The organism is Klebsiella quasivariicola (assembly GCF_002269255.1).
GTDB lineage: Bacteria > Pseudomonadota > Gammaproteobacteria > Enterobacterales > Enterobacteriaceae > Klebsiella > Klebsiella quasivariicola.
The window spans coordinates 1,505,881-1,531,298 of the sequence record NZ_CP022823.1 but is presented as its reverse complement, the minus strand read 5'-3'; the positions used below and the strand labels follow the sequence as shown (position 1 = coordinate 1,531,298).

The following is a 25,418-nucleotide window of genomic DNA, read 5'->3' as shown; positions in this document are numbered from 1 at the left end:
GCTGTCGCGTTGCTAACGCGCTATTGTAACTGTTTTTCAGAGCTGTCGTGTCTCTTCAGATCAATTTAGCGACGCCAGATAATCTTGCTGACCTTCCAGTTTTTCAGGGTATCGTCGGAGGGCATCAGCTCGTCCGGGCCGCTCCAGTGGCCGGTAAAGGCGTAGCTGATATGCTGACTCCCCTCGGCCTGACACTCGACGACCGCGCCGTTGTCATTGCTGCCTTTCTGGCAGTTGCCAAAGGCTTTGCTGTACAGGTCGCTAAACGGTGTGCCGATTTTCACGCCGCTGGCGGTTTTGATTTCGACATCGCGCACGTCAATCCGGCTGATGGTACCGTTGTCGCCATTGATGGTCAGCGCCACGCTGTTGTCTTTCAGCGCTTCAAAGTAGTGGACGATATTGCCCTTATCGGTCTTCATCCCGCTGCGCAAACGGTAGTCGCTGCCCAGCGCATCGCTAATGGCCTGTTCATTGAGCGGCGTGGAAGCCGTCAGTTTACCCACGCCCTGCTCGGTCACCTCGGTGGAAGCGCCAAACCAGTTCCACGGATAGGCCGCCGACCAGTTGACCGCGCTCATCGTGGAGCAGCCGGTCAGTGCCAGCGGAAGCGCGCAGAGCATTACACGTAGCGATTTCATATCACAATCCTTTCTGAGTCATTCAACGCATGTTGGAGTTCGCGATCGGCAAAAAGTGCCATTAAAAGGTGGTCTGGCGAAAACAGGCTCCCAGGCGACGGCTGGTTAGCAGCCACCACAGGGCATAGCCATCCGCCGCCAGCAGCCCGATGGTTAATGAAGAGGGGGATTCACCGCTAAGCCATAGCATCGGCTGCCACAGCAACAGCAGCAACTGCGAGAGCACCAGCAGCCAGCGCATCGCCGACCACAGGCGCGGCAGGCGCTGACGATAGCCGCTAAGCAGAAAGGCCAGTACCGCCGGCACGCCGGGCAGTAAACCGAGCCAGAAGCGGTCGTGATCGGGATAGAACAGATTAAGAATCGCGTCGCCCTGCTGGCGTGAGGCTCCGGCCATTAAAAACAGCACCCACGTGCGGGCCTGCAACAACAGCACGCACCAAAAAAGAAACGGCAGGCGCAGACGGCCATGGGCATCAAAATCGGCGGGGATAAACTCAGTATTCTTCATCTTCGATCAGGCGCTTGCCCAGGGTCAGGACATCGGCGTATTCATAGCCCAGCCGCTCATACATTCCCTGCACCACGTCGTTGTCTTCACGGACCATAATGTTGATTTTCGGGCAGCCGCGGGCAATCAGCTTTTTCTCCAGACGATTGAGCAGCGCGTTTGCGATGCCCCGGCCACGATATTCCGGATGGACGCCCAGATAATATGCGGAGCCGCGATGACCATCATAACCGCCCATCACCGTACCAACGACTTCACCGTTCACTTCCGCCACCAGAAACAGGCTAACGTCATGATTCAGCTTACGCTCAATATCCATCTCCGGATCGTTCCACGGGCGCAGCAGATCGCAGCGCTCCCACAGCGTCACAACCTCTTCAAAATCCTGCTGGCGAAAAACGCGAATCTCCATGGTATTCCCCACCATTGACGGTTAAAAACAGTGATTATGGCGCGAATATAACTGATAGCCAATATCAGGCGAAATCAGCGGCAAAAAATGGCATAATATGACTTTGTCATGTATTGAAATGAAAAGTAAAACAATTCTTATTTTGAATGGTCGTAACGGCAAACGCGATACGATATAACATTGGACATCACTTGTTTACAATTCAGGCCGAATGAGCACTTTTAAACCCTTAAAAATACTTGCTTCGCGCCGTCAGGTGCTGAAAGCCGGGCTGGCTGCGATGACGCTGAGTGGCGTCGCCGCGCAGGTCAGCGCAAAAGAACAGCCACTGAAAACATCGAATGGACACAGCAAGCCCGCCGCCAAAAAGGCCGGTGGCCGCCGCATTGTGATGCTGGACCCGGGCCACGGCGGTATCGACACCGGGGCTATCGGCCATAACGGGTCGAAAGAGAAGCATGTGGTGCTGGCGATCGCTAAAAACGTGCGCAGCATTCTGCGCAGCAACGGCATCGACGCTCGCCTGACCCGCACCGGCGATACTTTTATTCCGCTTTATGACCGGGTGGAGATCGCCCATCAGCACGGCGCCGATCTGTTTATGTCGATCCACGCCGATGGCTTCACTAACCCGAGCGCTGCCGGCGCCTCGGTGTTCGCCCTGTCAAACCGCGGCGCCAGTAGCGCCATGGCAAAATACCTCTCCGATCGCGAAAACCGCGCCGATGAAGTTGCCGGTAAGAAAGCGACGGATAAAGATCATCTGCTGCAGCAGGTGCTGTTCGATCTGGTGCAGACTGACACCATTAAAAACAGCCTGACGCTGGGCTCGCATATCCTGAAAAAGATTAAGCCGGTGCATAAGCTGCACAGCCGCAATACTGAACAGGCGGCGTTCGTGGTACTGAAGTCGCCTTCCATTCCATCCGTGCTGGTGGAAACCTCGTTTATTACCAACCCGAACGAGGAGAAACTGCTCGGTACCACCGCCTTCCGGCAGAAAATCGCCACCGCCATTGCCAACGGCATTATCAGCTATTTCCACTGGTTCGATAACCAGAAAGCCCATTCGAAGAGACGTTAATGAAACCCGATGCCGCGCAGGTTAAAACTTTTTTGCTCCAGCTTCAGGACAGCCTCTGTCAGCAGCTGAGCGCTGTCGATGGCGCCCCGTTTATTGAAGACGCCTGGCAGCGGGAAGGCGGCGGCGGCGGGCGCAGCCGGGTGTTGCGCGATGGCGCTGTGTTCGAACAGGCCGGGGTCAACTTCTCCCACGTCCACGGCGATGCGATGCCCGCTTCAGCGACCGCGCACCGCCCGGAGCTGGCCGGACGCAGCTTTGAAGCCATGGGCGTCTCGCTGGTGGTTCATCCGCTGAACCCCTACGTGCCCACCAGCCATGCCAACGTGCGGTTCTTTATTGCCGAAAAGCCCGGCGCCGACCCGGTATGGTGGTTCGGCGGCGGTTTTGATTTAACCCCCTACTACGGTTTTGAAGAGGATGCCGTCCACTGGCATCGTACCGCCCGCGATCTGTGTCTGCCGTTCGGCGAAGATGTCTATCCGCGCTATAAAAAATGGTGCGATGATTACTTCTATCTGAAGCACCGCCAGGAACAGCGCGGTATCGGCGGTCTGTTCTTTGACGACCTGAACACCCCGGATTTTGACCACTGCTTCGCCTTTATGCAGGCGGTAGGGAACGGCTATGCTGACGCCTATTTACCCATCATCGAACGCCGAAAAGCCACGCCGTACGGCGAACGCGAGCGCCACTTTCAGCTCTATCGCCGCGGCCGCTACGTCGAGTTCAATCTGGTCTGGGACCGCGGCACCCTGTTCGGCCTGCAAACCGGGGGACGGACAGAATCCATTCTGATGTCGATGCCGCCGCTGGTACGCTGGGAATATGATTACCAGCCGGAAGAAGGCAGCCCGGAGGCGGCGCTGAACGAGTTTATTCAGGTGCGCGACTGGCTATAACTGCCGGATGGCGGCTGTGCCCCCGGCAGCGGCGTCGCTTCGCTCACACCCACTGGCGCAGGCGATGGTGCAGTGTCATCGACGGTTTTTCGGCAAACAGCTGCTGATAGTCGGTGGCGAACTGCCCCAGATGCCAGAACCCCCACTGCATGGCCGCTTCCTTGACCGTCTCCCGCTCTGACCAGGGGCTTATCAGCTCCCGGCGCACGGCGTTCAGGCGGATCCGTTTAAGCCAGGCGTTGGGACCAATCCCCAGAATCGCATGGAAGGCGTTTTGCAGAGTACGTCGGCTGACGTGCAGCTGCTGACACAGGTCGAGCACGGTTAACGGCTCTGCGCTGTTTTCCAGCACATATTCACGCGCCCGCGCCAGCAGGCGACGGTAGCTCTGGTGGCTGACGCTCTCCACGCTCACCATCGGCTGCGCCTCTTCGAGCATCGTGCCCATCGCCAGCAACAGATTATCCCGCAGGACCTTACGCACAGCCGGCTGATGAAGGGTATCAGGATGCTCGCTAAAAGTGGTCAGCGCCTGCTGGACAAATCCCCACAGTGCGGCCTTATGCGGCTCGCGTACCGCCAGCGCTGACTGGTTGCGTAGCATATGCAACACCCGCTCCGGATGGTGCAGGAAACTGGCATGACGCGAAATCACCTCCTCTGAAATCACCACCCCGAGGATGGTGTAATCATCAGGCGTGCTCAGCTCGAACTCCGTCCCACCGGGACGGGTGGCGATTTCTGCCCGGCCCAGGCACTGCGAGCCGATAAACCCCTGCTCTCCCCGGGTCGCCGGAATGCCAAACCAGAAGGAGTTCGGCCAGACCAGGCAGGACTGACGCAGCGCCAGCCCGGTATATTCGCGAAAGACCTGGATCTCATCGAGCAGGATTTCGGTAAATTCGCCGCGAAACTGACCTGGATGTAGCTGATCGTAGATCTGTTGCCAGGCGGTAATGGTCAGGGCGTGCTCATACACATCCGTCGTGTGTCGTTGATGAATATTGTCAATTTCAACCTGGGGCGTCAGCCTGGTGTCATCAGGTAACGCCTCGCAACAGAGATGGTGCAAATTTGCAGAACGACGCTTTTTCATAATCGTTAAAGCCGGGGGCAAGCCGCTCCCGGCACCTCCGACAGGTTATGGATTTTTGAGACGATAGCGGCTACTGCGTTTTCGTAGCGTCCCTGCGGAAAAGAGCTGCTCCAGCGCCTGGCGGGCCTTATCCAGCGGCCAGGCAAAATGCGCGGCCACCTCGCCGGCCGTCATGCCCTGACGAACTGAAGCCAGCAGCGTCAGTAACGCTTCCGATGATGCCGTGTCAGCAGGCGGCTGGGGCGCGGGCGGCGGTGGCTGAAAGCCGCCTATCAGCCGCTGAGTATCTTCTTCCGGCCGGCCAATTTCCCGCCGGCTGATCACGCAGCCGGTACGCCGGGCAGCGGCGGCCCCGGCATCCAGCGCGGCGCGACAGGCCGCCAGGTCGCCCTCCACCACCAGCGTTAACCTGCCGGGGTCAAGCACTTCGTGACTAAGCAGGCGCACATTGGCCGCCTTGAGCATGGCATCCGCGGCGTCTACAGCAGCGACCATACCCTCCACTTCGAGCAATCCCAGCGCATTGATCATCGCTCCCTCCATTACGCACGCTGTACAGGATGACGGGCAATATCGAGTACGGCGTCGGTAAAGGCATTACAGGCGGCTTTACAAGCGGCCTGACTTCCCGTCAAAAAGGCGGCCGAATAGTTGGTTTCCGACGGCGGCGGCACGTAGGTCACCAGCTGGACGTCGGCCGACTTCATCGCCGCATCGATGCCGAACGTCGCTTCCAGCGGCGGCGCCACCAGATAGGCGATCGGATCCCCCAGCGCGATGCCAGCGGTCGATGAAAGGTAAGAGCCGGTACGCGACACCACATGCGCCAGAAAGGCAGTATCTTGCGCGTCGTTGGCCCACTGGAACGCCGCCCCGCTTTCAATATGCGCCACCATCGCATCCAGCCCGGCGCGAACTTCCGCCGGGTTTGGGCCACCCAGCATAATCAGCACTTCGCCGGCAGTAGGCGACGGGCCGTGGGCCGCGCCGGCGTACAGAGAGCGGCCATAGACCACTTCCACCATCGCCTGTTTGGTCGCTTCGTCGGCGGCAATATACGTCACGTCATCCGAATCTGCCGTGATGAGCCCGAGACTCCGTATATGCGGCGGTAATTTCAGTTCGCGCGCAAAACCGTCGTTCACCGAGGCAATCACGCGCATGGCGGTGACTGAGGGTCGAATCAAATCTAATGCTGGCATGATGCCTCCTTAACGGCTCATATTGATGCCGGAGGCTTTCTGCTCCAGCATGCGTTTGGCTAAATCCACGATCACCGCGGCGGCTTCTACCGGCGGGGTGCCGCCCTGGTGGATATTGGAAATACAGGTCCGGTCGGCCTCAACGGTGGTGGCCACCCGCGGGGAGTAGACCGCGTAGCAGGAGAGGCTCTCCGACTGGCCGAGCCCCGGGCGCTCGCCAACCAGCAGGATCACCACCTTCGCGCCGAGGATCTCGCCGATCTGATCTTCAATCTTGACGCGGCCATAGCGGACGAAGAACGGTGTGCCGACCTTCAGCCCCGCCTGCTTCAGGCCGGCAAGCAGCGGCGGCAGGATCTCTTCATAGTTGGCGGTGATGGCATCCGTCGACAGGCCATCGGAGACCACCACCTGCACATCCGGATCCATCACGCACTGCGCCTTCAACGCATCGATGGCCTCCGGACTGAGACGGCGTCCCAGATCGGGGCGCGTCAGGTAGTGATTTTTGTCGCTAATTTCCGAATGCACTTCCAGCAGCCCCTGCGCTTTCACCCACGCCTCTGGTACCTCTTTGAGCACTGTGTCTTTCGAACGCGAGTGATCCGCCAGGAAGCGCAGCAGCGCCAGGGTGCGCGGACGCGGCCCGGCGCGACCGGTGCAGACGCGTGCCGCGGTGCTGCGCCGCAGCTCGGTGAGCACCTCAGGGCGATGCGGGTTTTGTACGCCAATCCAGGCTTTCGCTTCTGCTGAGCCCAGATCCAGCGCGCAGCTCTCCGCCGGGACATCGGCTGCGCACGATTTCGTTTCACAGGCCGGCGTTGACGCTGCGGGGGCCTGCGGCTGTGGTTGTCCCATTGACGCCATTACGCTGCGTACAATGTCTTCGATTTGTTTTTGATCCATGGTGTGTCATCCCCGCGTCATCAGAAGAACAGTGACGGATCGCCCGCCCGTTTGGTCAGGCGACCATTTGCCATAATGCCCATCGTTTCCAGCCAGCGTTCAAACTCCGGCGACGGCCGCAGGCCCAGCAGCTGGCGCACGGTCGCAGTGTCGTGGAAGGCGGTGGTCTGGTAGTTGAGCATGATGTCGTCGCCGAGCGGCATCCCCATGATGTAGTTGCAGCCAGCGGTCGCCAGCAGGATCATCAGGTTTTCGTTGAGGTTCTGGTCGGCATCGGCATGGTTGGTGTAGCAGCAGTCGCAGCCCATCGAGATGCCGCTCAGCTTGCCCATAAAGTGGTCTTCCAGCCCGGCGCGAATAATTTGCCGGTCGTTATAGAGGTACTCCGGCCCGATAAAGCCCACCACGGTATTCACCAGGAACGGATCGTAGTGCCGCGCCAGGCCATAGTTACGCGCTTCCATCGTCACCTGATCGGCGCCGAAGTTAGCGCCCGCGGAGAGCGCCGAGCCCTGCCCGGTTTCAAAATAGAGGCAGTTCTCCCCGGCGATACGGTTAAACTCCGCCCCCACCGCCCGCGCTTCATCAAGCATTGCCAGCTCGACGCCGAACTCTTTGAGCCCTTTTTCGCTGCCGCAGATGCTCTGGAAAATCAGCCCGCCCGGCGCGCCGCGGCGGATGGCTTCAATCTGGGTGGTGACGTGCGCCAGCACGCAGCCCTGGGTAGGAATGGCAAACTTGTCGATAACCCCGTACACCGTATCCAGCACCCGGCTCAGGTTCTCCACGTCGTCAGTGACCGGGTTAACGCCGATCACCGCGTCGCCCGCGCCAAAAGAAAGCCCTTCATAGATTTGCGCAGCAATACTCTGCACATCGTCACGGGTGTCGTTCGGCTGCAGGCGGCAGCTGAAGGTTCCCGGCAGACCGATGGTGGTATTGGCTTTTTTGATCACCGGCATTTTTTTGCCGCCGTAGATCAGATCGGCGTTGGAGCAGATCTTGGCCACTGCCGCCACCACTTCTGAGGTTAACCCCTTGCGCGTGAAGGCGATGTCGTCCACGGAGGTTTCATCGCTCAGCACGTATTCACGCAGGTCGCTGATGGTCCAGTTTTTGATGCGGTTATAGGCGGTTTCGTTGACATCGTCCTGAATCAGGCGCGTCACGCAGTCCTCCTCGTACGGGATCACCGGGTTATTGCGGATATCCGCCACCGTCATCTCCGACAACACCTGCTTGGCCGCCACGCGCTGCTGCGAACTCTCCGCTGCCACGCCCGCCAGCACATCCCCCGAACGTAGTTCGTTGGCTTTCGCCAGTACCTCTTTTACATCCTTAAACTGATAAACATTGCCGAACAATGTGGTCTTTAGTTTCATAAGTCGTTCCCTCAGGAAGGAAATGCGAGTGATTTCATGATGCGCCGCGCGATAAATGCGCCCATTTCCGTGAGATAAATGGCATCGCTGCGGCGTTTCAATATTCGCAAAAGAATTACATTCCTACTGCGTTATCCTTCCTCTGACCATCCACCGGAAAGTATCGGTAAAGCGTCGATAACCCTACACCATAGATAATGGCCAACTGCTGGCGGGTGTGCCCCTTCGCCAATAGCCGCCCAATCTGCTCTCGTTCATGCAGTTTTAATGCGTTGGGCCTTCCACCTACGCGTCCTTGTGCTCTGGCTGCTGCCAGCCCGGCCACTGTTCGTTCGACGATTAGCTCGCGTTCCATCTCCGCCAGTGCCGACATCACGTGGAAAAAGAAGCGCCCCATGGAAGTGCTGGTATCAATACTGTCTGTTAAAGAGCGGAAGTGGGCACCGCGTTCATGTAACTCTGATATCAGTGCGATCAGGTTCTTAACGCTGCGCCCCAGCCTGTCCAGTTTCCACACGACCAGGGTGTCTCCGCTATTAACGCACTTTAAAGCGCGTTTCAGACCGGGACGGCTGGCAACTTTTCCACTCATACGGTCTTCAAAAATGCGGTCACAGTTTGCACTTATGAGTGCATTACGCTGTAAATCGCTGTTCTGGTCGATTGTTGATACGCGGATATAACCAATGACGGCCATCAATTCTCCTCCTCTATGTCGCGGTGGGAGGATTTTTACAGATTTCACTATGTGTAACTGCTTTTCCAAAAACCTTGGTTTGGGAGAAGCGGCGAAAAGGGATGTGGGCACAGGAGATAATCAGATACCGGATATGGGAGCATTCGCTTCTGGTTCGGGATGGTTCAGGCTACCAGGTGGATATATTGTTCAGTTTGGCACTTTTGCAGGAAACACGACCCGCTTTATCAGTGGACACTTCCCTATACCATTCCCTAATCAGCCGATGGTTTCAGTCAGTGTTATGTCTGATGCCGTTCAGTCAGACCCGTCGATTCCTGCCCCGCAGGTTTTGTCTGTAAATTTTGAACATATCAGTAATTCAGCGTGGCGTGTGGCAACCAGTGATATCTCACAGCAATACAGATTCAGTTATATTTCGATAGGACGGTAGAAATGCAGAAATATATTTTCAGTGCCGATAAAAATGCGTTTTTCCCTGTGGAGCTTAAAATCGCTTATCAGGAATCCGGCGAATGGCCCGATGATGGAATCGAAATTGACGACACTGTTGCTGCCGAATTTATGAAGGAAGCACCAGAAGGAAAATACAGAGGTGTCATCGACGGAATGCCTGCATGGATTGATATTCCACCGCCAACTCATGAGGAACAAATTGCCGCAGCCGAACTGAAAAAGCAGCAATTGATTAATCAGGTCAACGAATACATAAACAGTAAGCAATGGCCTGGTAAAGCGGCGATTGGTCGCCTGAAAGGTGAGGAACTGGTGCAATATAATTTGTGGCTGGATTATCTGGACGCACTGGAGCTGGTCGATACTTCCGGTGCGCCAGATATTGAATGGCCTACGCCTCCTGCGGAGTAATTTCTGGCGGAGGGGCAAATGCCTCTCCGTCATATGTCCAGTCGATACCAGCCGATATGTCGTCAATATTCACAGTAATATAATCATCGAAAATGTCTCCAGTGCCATCCCATACAACAACATTTTCAACGACGCCATTTTTAACTAGCGCATAATTACTCATTATGCCAGCTCCTCAATGATTACGATTCCCGGGCGTCCCGCTGCGCCTGATTTAGCTGGTTGGGATGAGCCATTCGAACAGCCGGATGCTCCAGAACCATAGCCCCCACCGGGATTTGCCGGGTCATTAATTGCAGGAATCGATCCGCCTACCCCAAATATACTATTTGAACCACGCGAGCCAGCGGCATAGCTATATGTAACAGCTACGGCTGGTTCTGCCCCTGCTCCAGATGAGCCGACAATATTCCACCCAGTCGGGCCATCGCTGTTAGTATTGGCCACGGGCTGAAATGGTGGGTTTGCCGGGCCGGCGGGTAATCCAACTTTCCCGCCGGGCGATGAAATAAACGAACCAACTGAGCTAGCTCCGCCGTCAGCGCCGTATATTGAATCCGCCGTTCCTCCTGCACCGCCTGAACCGATGACGACTGACGCCGTTGTTATTGACGATACGTCATAAATGCCCTCAGCATATGCCCCTGCGCCGCCCCCGTTACTCACGGAAACCTCGTTACTACCCGTTGCCGGTGCAGCTGAACTGCCGCCCCCCCCACCGAGACATTTAATTCGCCATTTTTTTGCGCCTGGCGTTTTTGTCACTGTCCCGCTGGCAGTGAATACCTGTATTTTTAGCAGCCTACCAACGTATCCGCTCGCATCTCCCAAACCAAGGTTTTTGACAAAGAGCGCCGGGTCAGGAATATCTGCGCCGTTCTGGTCTTTGGCCAGCTTCTCCGCCAGTTTGTTAAGCACCGTGGTCGCAAAATTCGGATCGTTACCGAGGGCATCCGCCAGCTCTTTAAGCGTATCCAGCGTCTCAGGGGCGCTGCCTGCAAGCGCTGCAAGTGCTTTGGCCACAAACTCAGTCGTCGCCAGCTTCTTGCTGTTATCGCTATTTGCAGGCGTGGGCGCTGTTGGCGTGCCGGTGAATGTCGGGCTGGCTTTCGGTGCGTACTGGGTATGCGGGTCTGCTGCCGCGATGTGTTTCGCAAGATCAGAACCGCCTTTTTCAACCTGTTGCTTCAGGTACAGCGTGCGGCTGGCCAGTTGTTTACCCTGACGGTTAGAAATTCCGTCAGGCCCACCCAGAACGGGGTCAGAGACCTCAATCTGGTAGATGCCTTCTTCCCACTGCGGGGTTTCAGGTAGGTTTGCCATAATTAACTGCTCCCGTGGTTATAGCTACCGTCATAGTTGACGGTGTTGTTGTAGCGAATGGCGACAGACTGATACTCAAGGCTCGCCAGATGGCAGCGGGCCGGAGCAAAGGCAGCGAGCGTCTGGCGTAAAAGTGCTGCCTGATCGTTAGTAATGGGCTGCTGAAGGATGACGCGATAGACCGCCCAGGCTTCTGCATCGCCATGGACGAAAAGCCCGTTGTACGTGTGTTTGCCGTCGTAGCCAATCTGGCCAGTGCCTTCAATCAGATCCACTTCGCCGAAGCCGAAACGGCGGATAATTTCCCGGATTGACCACGGCGTCCCTTTATAGCGGTGCAGCTCGATAGCAGATTTGATAAGCATGCGGCGTACATCGTCCGATTCCGCCAGCTCCCAGCCATCGCCAAACAGCGAGAACTGCTCGCCCAGCCATGGCAGCGCGGAACTGTCGACGATATCGACGAGATAGACCATCAGTACGCTCAGGTCGATGTTATCCAGCCGCCCGGCCAGTTTTCCCAGCGTTCTGAGGCTGATATCACCCTCAAGCGGCGGCGGGAGTTGTAGCGGCTCAGCCATCGGACACCCCGGTCATGTTAAGAGTGATCGCCGTGCAGTTTGCCCATTCGTTTTCTGCCACCACCTTCAGCACCGGTGTCACCAGTTCGACCTGGTAGACCCCGGCAACGGACAGCACGCTGATAATCTGGCTGGGGACAATATCGCGCCCCAGCGTGGCGGTACGGGACGCTACCCAGTTCTGTATGGCGCTGTTGGCGTTGTCCTTTATAGAGTTAGCATCCTGGTCACGATAGATAGTGATGTTGGCTTCAATGGCGTAATCCACCTGCACAGGTGTTTTAGCCCGCACGGTATCAGTGAGCGGCCTGACTTTTTCGTCCGAGCATAAACTCTCTACAAGCGTAAGGATGCTGTCGTCCGGCAAGCCGGTGCTGAGCAGCGGATACAGTTCTACAGTGCCGGGAACCGGGGAAAGCACGGCAACATCGACAATATTGGGATGGGCCTGCATGGCATGAAAGCGGTATGCCATACGGCTTCCGGCGTTGGTGAATGATTCCGGGGCCAGTTTGATACGCTCGCGGAGCCTGTCATTGTCTTCCTGCTCAGAACCGCCAGAACTGGCCGCCATATTGGTCACCTGCAGGTCGACGTTATCAATCTCATCGAGCAACTGACGGACCTGCGCAGGCTGCCAGCCGTTGCCTGCGGCTCCCGGCTCGGTACAGGTGGCCGTGGCATTGACAAGCAGCAATCCGGCTTTCAGCACTACGTCCGTATCGGTTGCAAAAATAATGCTGTCGGAAGCGCTGACGCGGGTACCTGCCGGAATCAGCACATCAATGGCCAGTTCCTCATCCACGGAGAACTGGAGCGTGGTGGTGGCAGGCTGCGCGGCCAGTCGGTATACACCAACCAGTTCACCGAGGTAATCAATCATCGGCTCACGGGCAAAGGCGACCAGATTCTGTTTGGCCGCTTCCTGCGCCGCCACCCTGACCAGCATTTCGCGGTATGCCCACAGGTCAATCAACAGGCGCTCAGCCTGAGCGGGGTATAGCGTCTTGCCAGTTGCGGCTTCGTACTGTGCAATCATTTCAGCCGTGATTTTGTCAGCATCACGTTCAATAAAATCGGGTTCTGTCAGCGCCATAGCAACTCCTGAGTCCGGGGTTGTCCGTCAGAGCCTTTCCAGCTCACCCGGAGCGTAAGATGTTCGCCGTCGACGGCGGGTTTAACCGACATAAGCTGGCAGCGAGGCTCCCAGCGGCGAATGGCATCGACGGATTCGCGCACCACATGCGGAATAGCCCGGTCAATAGGCCAGTCGATATAAAGGTGCAGATTGCTGCCGAACTCCGGGCGATGCGGGTCGCTGCCGCGAGGAGTACGCAGGATGATTTGAATGGCCTGCCAGATATCATCCAGCCCCCGGACGATTTCGCCAGGGGCCTGCAGAGCCGGTTGCCAGAATACTGAGGTTGTTTTCATGGGGGCAGTATTGCCCCTGTGCGGGAACGCCGATATTAAAGGCGTTTAAGAAGGTCAGTGGGAATGGTGATTAGAGTTCGGGCCGTCAGAGAGCATGCTGCCTGTCGAGTGGGCATTGCCGTTGATTTCAAGGTTGCCGTTCACCGTGGTGGTGTCAGCGGTCAAATCAATGGTTTTCCCCTTCAGGCTGATACCCACTGCAACCTCGATCACCACATGCTCGATACCACCTTTGACTGTCAGCGTATGGGTCGCACGGTTATAGCTGAACTCTGCGCCATCCGCGTATTTCGTGCCCCGGACATGTTTGTCGCTGAACGGCGGTTTATCGACTTCTGAGTACACCGCGCCCAGAATGACACCATCCTCGCCGTTGGCATCGAGCAGCACTTCAACCTGCTCCCCCACGTCAGGGAGCCAGTAATCCTTGTTATCCTGGGTATTGCGCTGCAGCACGTTAAGCCAGTTAGTGCGCAGGTTATCGCATTCCGGCAGACGAACGCGGGCCTGAACCTTGTCGGCATCGACGGCGCTGACCGTACCGACCTGACGAGTGACGCCTGTCATTATTTTTTCTCCTTTATTACCGTGGACGTGCTGCCGTCCGGTTTATAGACGGTCAGCGTCTGGGTTTTTCCGGTCTTTTTACCTTTCTTCGCTTTGCCCTGCGTAACCGGCCCTCGTGCCACTTCCAGTTCGGTGATGTAGCCGCTGTTACGGTCAAACGCATGGCGGGCAGTAGTTATCAGCCATGGCCCGGATAACTGACCAAAACCCACCAGTTCAATTTTGTTGCCTGCAGTCAACTGAGGCGTCCCCATCAGCGTCAGCGAGCCGTTCTGCTGGTATTCGTTATGCCTGGCCAGCGCCGAATCTGCTTTAATCCGGGCGCTGTCCGGATCACTGACGCGGCTGTTGACCTTCAGTGAGTCGGCACTGGTGACCTTACCGCCTTTGGTTTGTTTGTCGCTTTCGCTGGTACCGCCATCAGCTTCATAAACGATCAGCTTTTTATCGCTGCTCTTCTGGTGTTTTACCTTCGCGGATTTGTAGACGCGGTTGATGGTGTCACGCAGGGAAAAGCTGTCCACATCCTGCGGCTTTAACTGCCTGATCGGCTCCTGACCGCGTAACGTGGCAAGATGAGAAAAAACCAGCTGGTCGCTGACCACTTTCACGGCATAACCATACTCGCTGGCCAGTCGGCGCAGGAAGCCCACGTCCGTTTCAGCATACTGGGTCACCCGGTCAATTTTGATGGACTCAATACTGCCAACCAGCTTCAGCTGATGCTTTTTGGCAATCCGTCCGGCGATGGCCGCCAGCGTGGTGCTCTCGAAACCACGACTGGATTTTGTCCGCAGGGCGTTGTTGACCGACGTGGCCACGCCCCGGATAGCGACAACGGACGCGGGCGAACTCACCTCGATCTCGTCTATAGAGAACGTACCGCAGGACAGCAGCTTCTCGCCCTGATAACCCATTTTCAGCGTCAGCGTGTCACCCTTGCCCGGATACCACTTATCCAGCCAGCGGCCATCGGTGTCGTCCAGTTCCACCTCAATGGTATCGGACTCGCTTTTGATGTTATCGCTGTAGGTTACGCGGGTGACATAGGGGGCGATATCGGTGGTGATGTTCTTCTGCAGATACCATAGCGTGAACACCGGACTCAGAACATCGCTGACGCCGGTTAACGCTGATGCGGCTTGTGCAGGGCTGTTTATCTCAGCCATGGGGCAATATCCTCTTCTGTACTGGCTTCTTCAGCCTCGATAACCGGAATCAGTAACAACAGCCCGGAGGGCAGCACCGGCGTGATGGCCACGTGTGGATTGGCGGCAATTATCCGGGGATAGCCCAGCGGGTCGCCGTAGTACTGCCATGCGAGAGAGTCCCAGCGCTCTCCGTCACGGGTGACATGTTCAAGAAACATCACACACTCCTCGCCAGAATTTTGGCTGCCATGGTGCTTAACCCCGGCGACATACGGGTGAAGGTGGTGCTGGCGGAGTTAAGCTGCCCGGAAACGGCATCCAGCGCCGCTGCGATATTGCTGCCGTCCACGCCGCTCAGTGAAGACTGTGCCTGTTGTACATACGTGGCCGCATCACTGGTGGCTCTGGCCAGACTGATGGCATCAGGCATGGATTCAGAAAGCGCATTAAATGCCGGAACGCTTTGACCCAACGCCCCGGACACGTTGCCCAGCCCGCTCATCAACCCCGGTACGCGGGTCAGTGCAACGGCGGGGTTATCCTTCATTTTCTGCGCCACCCGAACGGCACTGATGGTGGTCTGGAGAACAGACTGCGCCTGTTTGGCGTAGTTGACGCCGTCGCGGACGTACTGCGCTACCCCGGAAGGTGAAGGAACGGCACCGGAGACCGCCCCGACGCCGGGAACCTGCGTGCGTATTGCGGGTGGCTGTAGCGGGTTTTTCGGGTCGCCGATGTACTCCCGGAGAGACGCGGTGGCATTGACGGCCAGCACGTTGCCGGTGCTGTCGGTCTGCTCGCTGGTCGCAGTAACATCGGTAATCACGAACCAGCCGCGATAGTCACCGTTGCCGAAGACCAGCGCCAGCGCTTGATGGGCCTTCATGGCCGTTCGCAGTCTCGCCAGCTCCACGTCGGGCACACAATAGTGCTGATGGAAGACCAGGCTTATCTGGATTTCGTCCAGCTTATCGCCAACGAACTGCAGGCCGGGCTTACCCTCGATACGGGGATGCTCCGCATAATCGACGCCGAACGTGACCTCGAAGCCGTCCCAGTAGGTAATCAGTTCAAACTCAATATCACCCAATACTGCAAACATCAGCTGTACCTCCTGCGTTGTTGCTGAGCCAGCAGACGCTCCAGCATTTTCTCCAGCTCATGCAGGCTCATATTCAGTACGCCGGTCAACCCGTCAGGCGCTGCGGTTTCTTTGCCATTGAGGAAAAACTGAGGATTAAAGCTGACCTGGATACCGCCAGATGTTCCGCTGCCAGTTGCAGCTGCGCCACGACCTGAATATCCCGCCGCCATGATTTCCGGCGACGGGATACGGGGAACATCCGGTGTCATTTCAGTGGCCAGACGCTGCCCGGCCAGTGCAGCAAGTGGTGTGGTGCGCTGCAGGCCGATAGCGGCCCCCTGCGCAATGTTGTCACCAAAGCCTATAAACACACGGCTCGGCGAATGAATGCCCAGCTTTTCCTTAAACCAGCCGCCAACACTGTCGCCCATGTCTGTGACGGTAGTTTTGAGCGACTCCCATTTGTTTTTGATGCCGTTTATTAACCCGTCGATAAGATGGCCACCGAAGTCGGTGAACTTCGCTGGCAGATCAACACCGAGGTATTTCAGCGCAGCCGCAAAGGCTTTATAGAGCAGACCAACCGGCGACCAGTTAATCAGCAGCTTACCAATCCCCACGACACCGCCATTAAACGCCTCTTTAATGTCAGCCCAGCGCTGTTTAAACCAGCTACTGACTGCGCCCCAGTTGCGATAAATAAGGTAAGCTGCTGCCGCGACGGCGGTGATGGCGAGACCAATGGGATTCATCAGCAGCGCCCGGCCAATCCAGAGAACGGCCCGCCCGGCGATCATAATGCCGCGAACCAGCCCACCTGACAGCACACCACCCAGTGTTCTGGCTCCTCTGGCGACGGCGCTGAAGCCGGTCACCAGCCAGCGGAGCTTACCGCCTTCACCGAGTGCAAGCGACAGTCGAAGCCAGTTGGCCCGCAGTAAAACGGCATTTTTCCAGACGTTAACAAAGGGGGAAATAAGGAGATTCAGCCCCAGCTTGAGACCGATAGTGGCCATCTTGAAAGCGAGTAATGCTCCTACAACCTTTATGGTGCCGCTGACGATTTGCGGGTTTGCCGCTATCCATTTGCCGACACTGTCCATTAAAGGAATAAAAGTCTCACCCAGTTGGATCAAGGCCGGGCGTAGTGACTCACCAATGCTGATGGCTGCCTCGTTAAAACCAATCTGAGTTCTGCGCCAACGACCTTCGAGCGTATTATTTTGTTTTGCAGCATCCTTATCCAGCGTAGACATTGCTGACGGGGTATTCATTTCCTGCTTGCTGGAAAGGTATTTATCCCAGCCCTGACGCATTGACAGTAAATGGTTAACGGTCTGAATATCAGTGAAGACTTCTGCCAGACCAAATGACTCCATTAGCTTCTGCTGGCCTTCCTGATCGCCTCTTGAGCCTGCTGCTTTCCATTGCTGTAAAAACGCCTTACCTTTACCGTCGATAAAACGGTTGGCAATCATCAGTGAGGCTTCATACTGTGAGAAGCCCTGAGCGACGTAATTCTGCATTGACCCCTGGTAATCCACCCCGGCTTTAGCATATTTCTGGATGGTATCTCCGCGCCCCATCGCCGCCAGCCAGTTTGACATATTGGTGACGGCCTCTTCCGCTGAGCCGCTGCCTTTACCAACTTCCAGACTGGCGACGATCTGGGTAATCGCATCTTTTCCATAAATACCACGAGCAGCGAAGGCTTTAGCCATACCGGGTAATGCTTTTGCCATATCCTTCAGCTCAAATGACCCAAGTTTGGCTCCTGTTGCCGCAATACCAAATGCCTGTTCAAGTTCTTTCGCATCAGTGATTCTGAGTGCATCGCTGAAGGCATAAGTCATTTTGGCAAGGTCGGTCATATCGGCTTTGGTTGCTGTAGCGGTCTTTCCAAGCATCTCTGCAAACGTTGCTGCCCGTTCGGGGGCCATACCATCAGCAACTAATTGTCCGACTCCCCCTAACAGAGACTCCTGCAGTTGGTTAACCTTCAGCGAGGCCTGTCTGATAGCCAGGCCAATTGCACGTTCCTGCCTTGAATCCAGATCACCAGTGACACTGATATCCCGCAACTGCGATTCAAACGAGGCATATTGTTTGACTGAGGCCATGACCGGTGCACCCAGCGTTCGGGCGATGCCGTAAGTCTCTGCTCCCTGACCATAGAGCGCCATACGGTTGGACTTCAGCGCATCACTGGTGGCCGACACCGCCGACAGACGGCGCTGCTGGCGCTCAATTTGCTCCATTGTGCGGCTTACCCGCAGCAGGTCGCTGTTGAGGCGCTGCATCCGGGAAGAACCCAACTGACCATAGCGTTCTGTTGCACGGGTTAAGGCGTTTTGGCGTTCCTGCAGGCGGCGCGATGTATCGCCCAGGGAATCAAGGGCGCGTCGGGTACCGCTGACGGCTGAGCGGAAGCTACTCCCGACAATGCCGCCAATAATGACGCCGACTGAAAATTCACTGGCCACGGTGGTTATCCTCTGAAAGCGGAAAAACGGAAGGAAAATGTCTGAGAGCCATGCAGAACAGCCGCGAGTAGCGGCTGTTAAGTGATGAGGAGTTAATGATTATCGCCGAACTCGCTTCTGATTTGCACTTCAGCCTGCTCCAGCCACATCTCCAGATCGTCAGTATCGAGGGCATCAATCTCCCCCGGCTGAAATCTAAACCACCTCGCCAGCAGCCCCTGCGCCTGCATCAGCGTTTTCGTCGCTCTTGCCCAGCCCAGTGACTTGCTGAAATCGTTTCTGCAGCTCCATGTAGTCGGCAAGATCCATATTATCGAGGTCTTCCGGAAGAATACCGGTGCTACGGGCAATCAGCGGCTCGTCCCAGTCAGCCGGGTCTTTACTGATTTTGCGCACCTGCTTCAGGTCTTTGACCGTCAGGCGTTTCAGTTCAACCTGCTCAACTCTGGTGCCAGCAGCGGTGGTGAAGGGGTAAGACAGCTTAAAAGTATCGGATTGGGTTTGTGACATGATCGTGCTCCTGTGTAAGTTCAGAGCAGTATGTCTGGTGGTGGGACTGGCAGATATTAAAGGGGATTAAGAAGAAAGGGGCCGAAGCCCCTGTGATATCAGTGAGTGCGAAAGCCTTTGCAGTTACGCAGGAAGGCGATAAGAAGTACCTTTCCTTCAGATTTGCCGATGCCGGTGAACCAGTGGTCAGGTGGCTCCCATGCCTCAATCAGGTCAGCGAGCTTTCGTGCTTTGGAGCGTGTGCAGTCAATCGGGTCATTGGTTTTCTGGGTATTAAAAAGGTTTTCCACCCCTGAAATATCAAGGATGGTAAACCACGTACCATTCCCCATGCCAATCGAACCACAGTTCCCGCCTTTATCTTCAATCTCGACGGTCACCGTCAGCCCCCGATGTTGATGCGGTAGTCGGTCAACTGGTCAATGCCGCCGACGCGGAAGATGTTGGCCAGATAGTCCAGCTCCAGCAACTCTTCACCATCCAGTACCTGCTTGATGTACGTGCAGGTGAAGCTACTGGAGAACTCGGCGTTCTCATGCTGTTTGAACGTCCCCAGCGGGTTCTTCTTAAACATGATCGTCAGGAAAGTGACCAGCGGAATTTCGTCAATCAGCCCCTGCGAGCTGTAGCGCTGAACGCTGGAACGGCACTGCAGCGCCAGCGACTTATACGGGTTCGCGGCAGACAGCATCGCGTCGCGGTAAAAGCTGTTCCACTTGATCTCGCCCTCAAGCTTGTCGAAGCCAGCAGGGAGTTCCACCTTGCCCACCATCCCCAGCGCCTTATGCTCCTGCATGGTCATGGAGACGTCAGGCAGTTTGACCTCCTCGGCCCGGCCCAGCAGGTTAGCGCCATCCAGGTAGATGTTGGCATTCGTGATGCGGTTGATCTCAATCTTTGCCATCAGCTATTCCCCTTCAGGGTTAACAGGTATTCCGAGGTGATCTCGGTCTCAAACGTCAGTCGCTCCAGCGGCGGTGGCGGCGTGTATTTGTAGCTCAGCAACAGATGACCGGCGGCCAGCTCCATCTCTTCATTACGGGCCGGATCAAACCAGCAACTGAAGCCCAGCAGTGCACCGTCGCCAATCAGCTTGCGACCGTAGGCGTTGACCGACTCCGTCAGCGCATCAATCAGTGCCTGGGTAATCGGCATGTCGATGTACTGCTGGCTGAAATAACGCAGGGACTCGTTGATAACATCACCGGTGCGGCGAACGTTCTCAAAGTTGCGCATATGGGTGACCGTTGGCCATGCTGCCGTCCGGTTGCCCCACAGACGCAGGCCGCTGCCGTAGCTGCTGAAGACCGTAGTGATGCCCTGTTCGTTGAGCAGGTTCACCTCGCTCTGCGGGTCATCAATCATTGCCGACAGCTGGCGCTCCACGCCGGTGATACCCAGAATCTCCTGGTTGGAGGACGACCACCAGTAGCCCTTGTCCAGGTCGACCTTGGCACGCAGACCTGCAGCACGCTGGCTCAGCGGCTCCAGCCGTTCGCTGTTGGTGGCCGCGTCGTACACCTTGACGTGCGGATAGCACAGACGGACGCGGTCGGAGCTGGTATTGAAGTTAATGGTGCCTTCCGGGCCACGCCCCGCCAGAGCCTGCGCAAAAGTGGTACCAATCGGCGCGTCGATGTAGGTCACCGCGCCCAGCTTCTCAGCCATGGCGATAAGCTCAACCGAGACGCTGTTCTGGGTGCAGAATACCGGGGCAATCAGAATTTTGGCGAAGTAGCCAAACAGGTTGAAGCTGTCGTTAAGCAACTTCATGCCGGTACGGTTGCCTGCCGCGTTAACGGTACCGATGATATCAGCCGGGGTGACTTTGGTCGGATCGGCATAGTTATAGCTGGCCTTCACCGTTGCATCTGCAGCAATGCTTTTACCAAGATTAGTAATCACCCCGGTCTGCGCATCAAGCGAGTAGTCCTGACCTTCCACATAAGGCTGACCGTCGCTGTCCGGTTTCAGTACCAGCTGCGCGATCACCGGATTAGCCAGCTGTGCCTTGCCCGTCGCCTTTTCGAATGTTACGTCTTCATCGGCCACAGCGGTTTTATGCACAGCCGGATCAAGCACGTTAATGACCAGAACGGTGCCTGCCCCATGGTCGTAGATCGCATCCAGTGCCTGCGGAATGGTAAAGCCAGTGAGCTGGCTGCCAAACGCCGCTGCATCTTTCTCAGACAGGCACTGCACCAGCGTATTGACGTCTCCCATTGGGGCGGTACCAATCAGGCCAATGACGGCGGATTTCACCGTTTTAACCGGGCGGGCACCGTTTTCCACCTCAATGGTTTCGACGCCATGCAGATAGTTAGCTGACATGGGAGTCCTCCGTTTTCACATCGCTGTCGCCGCCGTTCCTGCGCTTTGGTGACTGCACAGCCGGTATGCTGGCGGGTTTAGTCTCTTCAGATACCGGCGTCAGATGCTTCAGCGCCACCAGTACCTTCACATAGTCATGCTCCTCCGGCAGGGAAACATTCTTCCCCGGCCAGAGCAGGATTTCGGTTCCGTCCGACAGCGTGACGCCGCTGGCCGGGCCGGAATAGCGGTATTCTTTCATCACTCGCTTTCCTCATAGTTCACTTCGGTTAACAGCGGGCCGGACGGTAAATCGCTGTCTTCGATAAAGACGCTTTCGGTTGCGAAGTCGAGAGCGTACTGCCACAGCCCCTTGGCCTCACCGATAAACACCTCACGGGTCAGCCAGATACGGCGGCGGCAGTTCGGCGGGGTGTAGCCGCCGAGTATGCGGCGGACTGCATCCAGAACGTCAATCGCACCTCTTTTACCGTTGAGCTGGCGGAAGACCACCGTGACGCAGAGCTGGATAGTCTGAGGCTGGATCACCGCACCAATATCATCGGGTTTGTCGAAGCGTGAACCGGCATAGCTCAGCAGCAACGCCCCGACAGGATGATTCAGACGGTATTCGGACGGCTTTTCCGGGAAGTACTCCACCTGCAGCTGGGGCAGCTTCTCGCGCAACCGGGCCAGCACAGCATCGAGGACGGGCAGAACGTTCATCAGTATTTCTCCAGTAAGCCGTCGCGCCCGCCAAAGGTGGGGCGACGTGCCCGCGCCCGGATTTCACCGGACTCAGGTACGTCTTTTTGAGTGGACTGCAGCCCCAGCGTCAGCTTCCCGTCGCGGATAGCCTCAAGCTGACGCCGGGCCTCTTTGTTGTCGTCTTTGACGGTGTCAGGCAGATCACCTTCAGGACGACGGACATACAGGCGGTAACGCACCAGCGTGATGGCAATATCCCGCAGAACGGTAGGCACTTCTGCCAGCGGCAGGGTATAGCGGCCACGAAGGTGCGCATCAATCAACTCCCCGGCGTAGCGAACACAGCTGTCCACAACCGTCACATTCACCGTGGCAGGGGTGTCGAAATCCACGACCTCGTTAGTGAGCTGAATCAGCGTTGACTCAGGCACTTGTTCCTGTAAATCCGCCAGGGTGCAGTACATGTCACACCCCGCGCAGGATGCGGATAACATCGCCTTCGGCCAGTGCTTCATCCAGCGCAATCCCGGCTGAAATACCTGCCGGGGTGTCGCCTGATGCTGCTGTCTGGGGAACGGCGCAGGCATTTGCATCCGACTGAACGTTCAGCCCCCTGGCAATCGCGGCACCGGCCTCGACGGCAACAATGCCCAGTACGTTGACCGGGGTTACATCACCGGCTGCGGCATCCACCTCTGCCACGCCGAGCGCGACGGCTCCGGCCTGACAGGGGGCGTTATCGGCACCGACAAAGCGCTGTTGCGTCAGCGCCGCACTGGCCGTCACGGTAGTGGTCAGAATGACCTGCTGTGTTGTACCCATGACCGTCTCCTTATTTCACGATGTTGGTGACGAGATACCCGGCATCGCCACCGACCACGGCGACTTTGTAGATATCGGTATAACGGCAGTACTTCACCTTGCCGCCGACGCCGTCGTATTTATCCGCCACCGGCATCCCTTTACGGCGCAGGGTGTAGCCGAAGGACGGCTCGTTTTCGTCGGCGCTGTCGGTGCCCGGCTGGGGTTTGCCGACGTAATGCAGCATCAGGTTGTCGCCCCAGATATCAGCCGGGACTTTGTCCTTGTTCTGCGCATCTTTCATGGAGGCCATAGAGACCGGCTCGCCGATCACCACATCTTCCAACTGGAAAAGGTCTTTCAGAATTTCGATGGTGATACGCTTGCGCTCGTTGGCTCCAATCGCGGCCTGAATCGCCGGGTGGAACTTCAGCAGCGACATGACGCTGGCCCCCATGGTCATCAGGTTTGGGCGCAGGCCGGTTTTGTTACGTACCGCCTCAATGCCACCTTCAATGATGCCAATTGGATCACCTTTACCACCGACCCAGCGTTCAGCAGCTGCCAGTGCTTTAACGGACGATGCCGGGTAAACGTTTTTGTCCTGCGCCAGACGGGCCGCATACAGTTCGCGCTTCAGGTTGACGCCACTGGTCACGCGACGAATGGCCTTGGCCTCTTCGTTGAACATCGACTCCGCCTGCTCGCGGTAGTCCACCGGCGCGGCCAGATCGTGCTCGTTAAGAACCAGATCCAGTTTGCCGGTCTTCTCACGTACCAGGACGTTACTGTCAGCCCCCACGGCACGCTCGGTGTCGTACTCAACAAAGGCGGATTTACCGAAGGTCGGGACGGTCACACCTTCCTTATCGGTCTGGACAATGGGGAAGATGCGTTCGCCGATAAATGCGGCATTTTTATAACCGCGAGCGATGCTGGTCAGCACCGGGTCAACAACGCGCTTACCCTTTAAATAGTCAGACATGTTCTCTCCTTAATTACAGGCAGCGGGAGACAGCAGCGTCGTAGCTGATGCCTTCTTTTTTCGACAGTTCCAGCGCTTTCTGATGCAGCGCCAGACGTTCCGGGTCGGCTTCAGCGAACTCTGCTGACGTCGTTTTGATCTCCGTGTTCACGCGGTCTTTGGTCGCGTGCTCACTGAAATTCAGTACCGGCTCAGTGCTGTCCAGCAGCGTCTTAAACGCCGTGGCCAGAGGGGTGCGGATATCGCCTTCGGCAAACTCAACCGGCTTGTCGCCTGCAGAGACCGCGTCCAGAATGGCCACGACAACCGACTTCGCTTTAGGAGCCAGTCGGCCATCGCCAACCAGCTTCTCGGCAAAGGAGACGTTGTCCGCGTGCAGTTTGTCCTGCTTAGCCTTCGCTTCCTGTTCCGCCCGCTGGGTGGCTTCCGCTTTCAGACGCGTGTTTTCCGCCTGAAGCGCTTTGATTTCGTCTTCAGTCATGGTGCTGTTCTCTTTTTGAGGGGTGGGATTGTGTTCACTGAAGTCCGGTTCAGACTTCCCGGTGTCGCGGTAAGCCTCTTCACGCAGGGAGTCCACCTGCCATGAAGGAAGCACCTTGTCGGTCTCGTCCAGCCCGAACTGGGCGATCAGAAAATCGCGCAGACGGCCCCATAAAGAGGCATTGGTGATATCACTCCAGTCGGCAAACTCCACGACGCCTTCTTCTTTCTCACCAAACGAAACCTGCTTAAGCCCCTTAATGGACGGTGGCTGCGCCCCCAGAAAGCCGACATGACGCAGGTAAAGCGTGCCGGGCTTCGGGTTGTTCGGTGAGTCCGGGAGATAGAACGAGGCTGAGACCTTCTTGAAGCGCCCGTTGCCCACCAGTTCGGCAAACTGCGGGTCGAGCTGGTCAGGCTCAGCCAGCAGATCGCCGCCGTTAAGCGACAGGGATTTCACCCAGCCCCACGCCGGGTCTTCCGTTTTGGGGTGGCCAATAACGAGTGGTGCTTCATGGACGGACGGGTCATAGGCTTTCACGCAGGCGGCAAGATCGCTTTGCGTGAACGGCAGTTTCGTGCCGTGCATATCGGTATGAGTACCGGCTTTAAAAATGTGAATGGCTGGCATTTTGCTGTCCCGCGTTACGTTGTCGGGGACAGTCTGTGGAAAAAGCGTCAGCAGCGCTTTTAATCTGCTTTAGAAAAAATCGGGGGTATCAGTACGGGGAATGTCACGCTGCGGGCGAATAGTGGTGCAAAGCGGGGGCTGTAAAGCCTTTATAAAGGTAATACAGCCCCTCAGCGGCTGGCAATGATAAATCACCCGCCTGCAGAGACAAAACTCAGCGACGGGCCGCTGCTTCAAGATGGCGGACAATCGTATCGAGGATAGGGACAACCACTTCAGGCTGCAGCTCACCGTCCCCCGTCAGCGGCAGGAACGGACGGGCAGGAAGTTCAACGGACTCATTACGCCCCGTTTTACCCCCAAACTGGTGAATCGGCCCATAAACGACATTAGTGCCAACCGCTGCCTGCCGGTCGTCATGGTCGGTTGATACCGACCCCATCAGACGCCCGGTATCCTGCAGCGTTTGCCCGTCGCGCTCCTGCGCTGCCAGCGAGGGAGTCCACCCCGGACGCCCCTCATCGAGAAAGTTAAACTGCGTTTCCGCCAGCAGGGTTCCGGCGATTTTGCGCATCGCGGGTTCCAGGTCTGTGGCAGCAAGATCCAGCGCACGGAGGCTCCGGCGCAGGGATTCATCGTTAATGGTGACATTGACCAGGTTATCGGAAGCCAT

35 protein-coding genes are annotated in these 25,418 nt (G+C 56.9%); 4 read left to right on the top strand and 31 right to left on the bottom strand.

The features are described 5' to 3' along the window. Nucleotides 1-65 precede the first annotated feature (65 nt). From B8P98_RS07825 to B8P98_RS07815, 3 genes are all read right to left on the bottom strand, one after another. Nucleotides 66-641, bottom strand: coding sequence for an RpoE-regulated lipoprotein (locus B8P98_RS07825; protein WP_025711449.1), 576 nt, complete (start codon nt 639-641; stop codon nt 66-68). A 61-nt stretch (nt 642-702) separates the two neighbouring features. Further along, on the bottom strand, nt 703-1,152 hold the full coding sequence (locus B8P98_RS07820; RefSeq protein WP_025711450.1) for a DUF2919 domain-containing protein: 450 nt from the start codon (nt 1,150-1,152) through the stop codon (nt 703-705). Next, the gene (locus B8P98_RS07815; RefSeq protein ID WP_002913637.1) at nt 1,139-1,564 is read right to left on the bottom strand and encodes a GNAT family acetyltransferase; all 426 of its coding nucleotides are present in this window, start codon (nt 1,562-1,564) and stop codon (nt 1,139-1,141) included. The genes B8P98_RS07820 and B8P98_RS07815 overlap by 14 nt, the downstream gene beginning before the upstream one ends. 211 nt (nt 1,565-1,775) lie before the next feature. On the opposite strand from B8P98_RS07815, the gene amiA reads away from it, so the two are divergent. Together amiA and hemF are read left to right on the top strand one after the other, a co-directional pair. After that, complete coding sequence (amiA, locus tag B8P98_RS07810) at nt 1,776-2,648, top strand: N-acetylmuramoyl-L-alanine amidase AmiA (protein ID WP_025711451.1); 873 nt, start codon at nt 1,776-1,778, stop codon at nt 2,646-2,648. After that, nucleotides 2,648-3,547 carry an oxygen-dependent coproporphyrinogen oxidase gene (gene hemF, locus B8P98_RS07805; protein WP_095032860.1) on the top strand — a complete coding sequence of 300 codons (900 nt, stop codon included), beginning with the start codon at nt 2,648-2,650 and terminating at the stop codon, nt 3,545-3,547. The genes amiA and hemF overlap by 1 nt, the downstream gene beginning before the upstream one ends. A 43-nt stretch (nt 3,548-3,590) precedes the next feature. Here hemF and eutR read toward each other — a convergent pair whose 3' ends face one another. The 6 genes from eutR to B8P98_RS07775 all read right to left on the bottom strand — a co-directional run bounded on the left by eutR (nt 3,591) and on the right by B8P98_RS07775 (nt 8,830). Then, nucleotides 3,591-4,643: an HTH-type transcriptional regulator EutR gene (gene eutR, locus B8P98_RS07800; RefSeq protein ID WP_025711453.1), complete on the bottom strand. Its 1,053-nt coding sequence runs from the start codon at nt 4,641-4,643 to the stop codon at nt 3,591-3,593. A gap of 45 nt (nt 4,644-4,688) precedes the next feature. After that, nucleotides 4,689-5,174: an ethanolamine utilization microcompartment protein EutK gene (gene eutK, locus B8P98_RS07795; protein WP_025711454.1), complete on the bottom strand. Its 486-nt coding sequence runs from the start codon at nt 5,172-5,174 to the stop codon at nt 4,689-4,691. An 11-nt stretch (nt 5,175-5,185) separates the two neighbouring features. Continuing rightward, the gene (gene eutL, locus B8P98_RS07790) at nt 5,186-5,845 is read right to left on the bottom strand and encodes an ethanolamine utilization microcompartment protein EutL (protein ID WP_025711455.1); all 660 of its coding nucleotides are present in this window, start codon (nt 5,843-5,845) and stop codon (nt 5,186-5,188) included. A 9-nt stretch (nt 5,846-5,854) separates the two neighbouring features. Then, nucleotides 5,855-6,751 (bottom strand): ethanolamine ammonia-lyase subunit EutC, encoded by an 897-nt coding sequence (eutC, locus tag B8P98_RS07785; protein WP_080896872.1) that lies wholly within the window; start codon nt 6,749-6,751, stop codon nt 5,855-5,857. 20 nt (nt 6,752-6,771) lie between these two features. Beyond that, nucleotides 6,772-8,133 (bottom strand): ethanolamine ammonia-lyase subunit alpha, encoded by a 1,362-nt coding sequence (gene eutB / locus B8P98_RS07780; RefSeq protein ID WP_025711457.1) that lies wholly within the window; start codon nt 8,131-8,133, stop codon nt 6,772-6,774. A gap of 115 nt (nt 8,134-8,248) precedes the next feature. Further along, entirely contained in the window at nt 8,249-8,830 is a 582-nt protein-coding gene (locus B8P98_RS07775; RefSeq protein WP_006686032.1) for a recombinase family protein, read from the bottom strand. Here B8P98_RS07775 and B8P98_RS07770 point away from each other — a divergent pair. Both B8P98_RS07770 and B8P98_RS07765 read left to right on the top strand, forming a co-directional pair. Next, complete coding sequence (locus tag B8P98_RS07770; protein ID WP_032195634.1) at nt 8,820-9,263, top strand: gp53-like domain-containing protein; 444 nt, start codon at nt 8,820-8,822, stop codon at nt 9,261-9,263. The genes B8P98_RS07775 and B8P98_RS07770 overlap by 11 nt on opposite strands. Nucleotides 9,264-9,265: 2 nt before the next feature. After that, complete coding sequence (locus B8P98_RS07765; protein WP_032195635.1) at nt 9,266-9,697, top strand: tail fiber assembly protein; 432 nt, start codon at nt 9,266-9,268, stop codon at nt 9,695-9,697. On the opposite strand, the gene B8P98_RS07760 is transcribed toward B8P98_RS07765, so the two are convergent. The 22 genes from B8P98_RS07760 to B8P98_RS07655 all read right to left on the bottom strand — a co-directional run bounded on the left by B8P98_RS07760 (nt 9,678) and on the right by B8P98_RS07655 (nt 25,418). Then, entirely contained in the window at nt 9,678-9,860 is a 183-nt protein-coding gene (locus tag B8P98_RS07760; RefSeq protein WP_050485498.1) for a hypothetical protein, read from the bottom strand. The two genes, B8P98_RS07765 and B8P98_RS07760, sit on opposite strands and share 20 nt — an antisense overlap. Further along, on the bottom strand, nt 9,860-11,020 hold the full coding sequence (locus B8P98_RS31875; RefSeq protein ID WP_323807387.1) for a glycine-rich domain-containing protein: 1,161 nt from the start codon (nt 11,018-11,020) through the stop codon (nt 9,860-9,862). Before B8P98_RS31875 ends, B8P98_RS07760 begins: the two co-directional genes overlap by 1 nt. 2 nt (nt 11,021-11,022) lie before the next feature. Next, complete coding sequence (locus tag B8P98_RS07750) at nt 11,023-11,601, bottom strand: phage tail protein I (RefSeq protein WP_006687313.1); 579 nt, start codon at nt 11,599-11,601, stop codon at nt 11,023-11,025. Beyond that, the gene (locus B8P98_RS07745) at nt 11,594-12,697 is read right to left on the bottom strand and encodes a baseplate assembly protein (RefSeq protein WP_032195637.1); all 1,104 of its coding nucleotides are present in this window, start codon (nt 12,695-12,697) and stop codon (nt 11,594-11,596) included. The genes B8P98_RS07750 and B8P98_RS07745 overlap by 8 nt, the downstream gene beginning before the upstream one ends. Next, nucleotides 12,688-13,035, bottom strand: a complete 348-nt coding sequence (locus B8P98_RS07740; protein WP_000859115.1) for a GPW/gp25 family protein — start codon at nt 13,033-13,035, stop codon at nt 12,688-12,690. Before B8P98_RS07740 ends, B8P98_RS07745 begins: the two co-directional genes overlap by 10 nt. A gap of 54 nt (nt 13,036-13,089) precedes the next feature. After that, the gene (locus B8P98_RS07735) at nt 13,090-13,602 is read right to left on the bottom strand and encodes a phage baseplate assembly protein V (RefSeq protein WP_006687308.1); all 513 of its coding nucleotides are present in this window, start codon (nt 13,600-13,602) and stop codon (nt 13,090-13,092) included. Beyond that, complete coding sequence (locus B8P98_RS07730) at nt 13,602-14,771, bottom strand: phage late control D family protein (protein WP_032195639.1); 1,170 nt, start codon at nt 14,769-14,771, stop codon at nt 13,602-13,604. The genes B8P98_RS07735 and B8P98_RS07730 overlap by 1 nt, the downstream gene beginning before the upstream one ends. After that, entirely contained in the window at nt 14,759-14,971 is a 213-nt protein-coding gene (locus B8P98_RS07725; RefSeq protein WP_021544461.1) for a tail protein X, read from the bottom strand. The genes B8P98_RS07730 and B8P98_RS07725 overlap by 13 nt, the downstream gene beginning before the upstream one ends. After that, nucleotides 14,971-15,855 carry a phage tail protein gene (locus tag B8P98_RS07720; protein WP_006687304.1) on the bottom strand — a complete coding sequence of 295 codons (885 nt, stop codon included), beginning with the start codon at nt 15,853-15,855 and terminating at the stop codon, nt 14,971-14,973. Before B8P98_RS07720 ends, B8P98_RS07725 begins: the two co-directional genes overlap by 1 nt. After that, nucleotides 15,855-18,320, bottom strand: coding sequence for a phage tail tape measure protein (locus B8P98_RS07715; protein WP_006687302.1), 2,466 nt, complete (start codon nt 18,318-18,320; stop codon nt 15,855-15,857). The genes B8P98_RS07720 and B8P98_RS07715 overlap by 1 nt, the downstream gene beginning before the upstream one ends. Before the next feature lie 92 nt (nt 18,321-18,412). Continuing rightward, nucleotides 18,413-18,550, bottom strand: a complete 138-nt coding sequence (locus B8P98_RS07710) for a GpE family phage tail protein (RefSeq protein WP_095032859.1) — start codon at nt 18,548-18,550, stop codon at nt 18,413-18,415. After that, entirely contained in the window at nt 18,516-18,830 is a 315-nt protein-coding gene (locus B8P98_RS07705; protein ID WP_000084225.1) for a phage tail assembly protein, read from the bottom strand. The genes B8P98_RS07710 and B8P98_RS07705 overlap by 35 nt, the downstream gene beginning before the upstream one ends. 98 nt (nt 18,831-18,928) lie before the next feature. Continuing rightward, entirely contained in the window at nt 18,929-19,210 is a 282-nt protein-coding gene (locus tag B8P98_RS07700) for a hypothetical protein (protein WP_021553505.1), read from the bottom strand. Between the two features lie 2 nt (nt 19,211-19,212). Beyond that, on the bottom strand, nt 19,213-19,737 hold the full coding sequence (locus tag B8P98_RS07695; protein WP_164965982.1) for a phage major tail tube protein: 525 nt from the start codon (nt 19,735-19,737) through the stop codon (nt 19,213-19,215). Then, nucleotides 19,734-21,161, bottom strand: a complete 1,428-nt coding sequence (locus B8P98_RS07690; protein ID WP_032195640.1) for a phage tail sheath subtilisin-like domain-containing protein — start codon at nt 21,159-21,161, stop codon at nt 19,734-19,736. The genes B8P98_RS07695 and B8P98_RS07690 overlap by 4 nt, the downstream gene beginning before the upstream one ends. Continuing rightward, nucleotides 21,151-21,402 (bottom strand): hypothetical protein, encoded by a 252-nt coding sequence (locus tag B8P98_RS07685; protein ID WP_021544466.1) that lies wholly within the window; start codon nt 21,400-21,402, stop codon nt 21,151-21,153. Before B8P98_RS07685 ends, B8P98_RS07690 begins: the two co-directional genes overlap by 11 nt. After that, nucleotides 21,402-21,866: a Gp37 family protein gene (locus B8P98_RS07680; protein ID WP_006687295.1), complete on the bottom strand. Its 465-nt coding sequence runs from the start codon at nt 21,864-21,866 to the stop codon at nt 21,402-21,404. The genes B8P98_RS07685 and B8P98_RS07680 overlap by 1 nt, the downstream gene beginning before the upstream one ends. Then, the gene (locus B8P98_RS07675) at nt 21,866-22,312 is read right to left on the bottom strand and encodes a gp436 family protein (protein WP_006687293.1); all 447 of its coding nucleotides are present in this window, start codon (nt 22,310-22,312) and stop codon (nt 21,866-21,868) included. The genes B8P98_RS07680 and B8P98_RS07675 overlap by 1 nt, the downstream gene beginning before the upstream one ends. 1 nt (nt 22,313) lies before the next feature. Continuing rightward, nucleotides 22,314-22,670 carry a DUF2190 family protein gene (locus tag B8P98_RS07670; protein WP_006687291.1) on the bottom strand — a complete coding sequence of 119 codons (357 nt, stop codon included), beginning with the start codon at nt 22,668-22,670 and terminating at the stop codon, nt 22,314-22,316. 10 nt (nt 22,671-22,680) lie between these two features. Then, entirely contained in the window at nt 22,681-23,634 is a 954-nt protein-coding gene (locus B8P98_RS07665; protein ID WP_006687289.1) for a hypothetical protein, read from the bottom strand. Between the two features lie 13 nt (nt 23,635-23,647). Next, complete coding sequence (locus B8P98_RS07660; RefSeq protein WP_032195641.1) at nt 23,648-24,745, bottom strand: hypothetical protein; 1,098 nt, start codon at nt 24,743-24,745, stop codon at nt 23,648-23,650. A gap of 214 nt (nt 24,746-24,959) precedes the next feature. Then, on the bottom strand, nt 24,960-25,418 hold the full coding sequence (locus B8P98_RS07655; RefSeq protein WP_000135510.1) for a phage virion morphogenesis protein: 459 nt from the start codon (nt 25,416-25,418) through the stop codon (nt 24,960-24,962).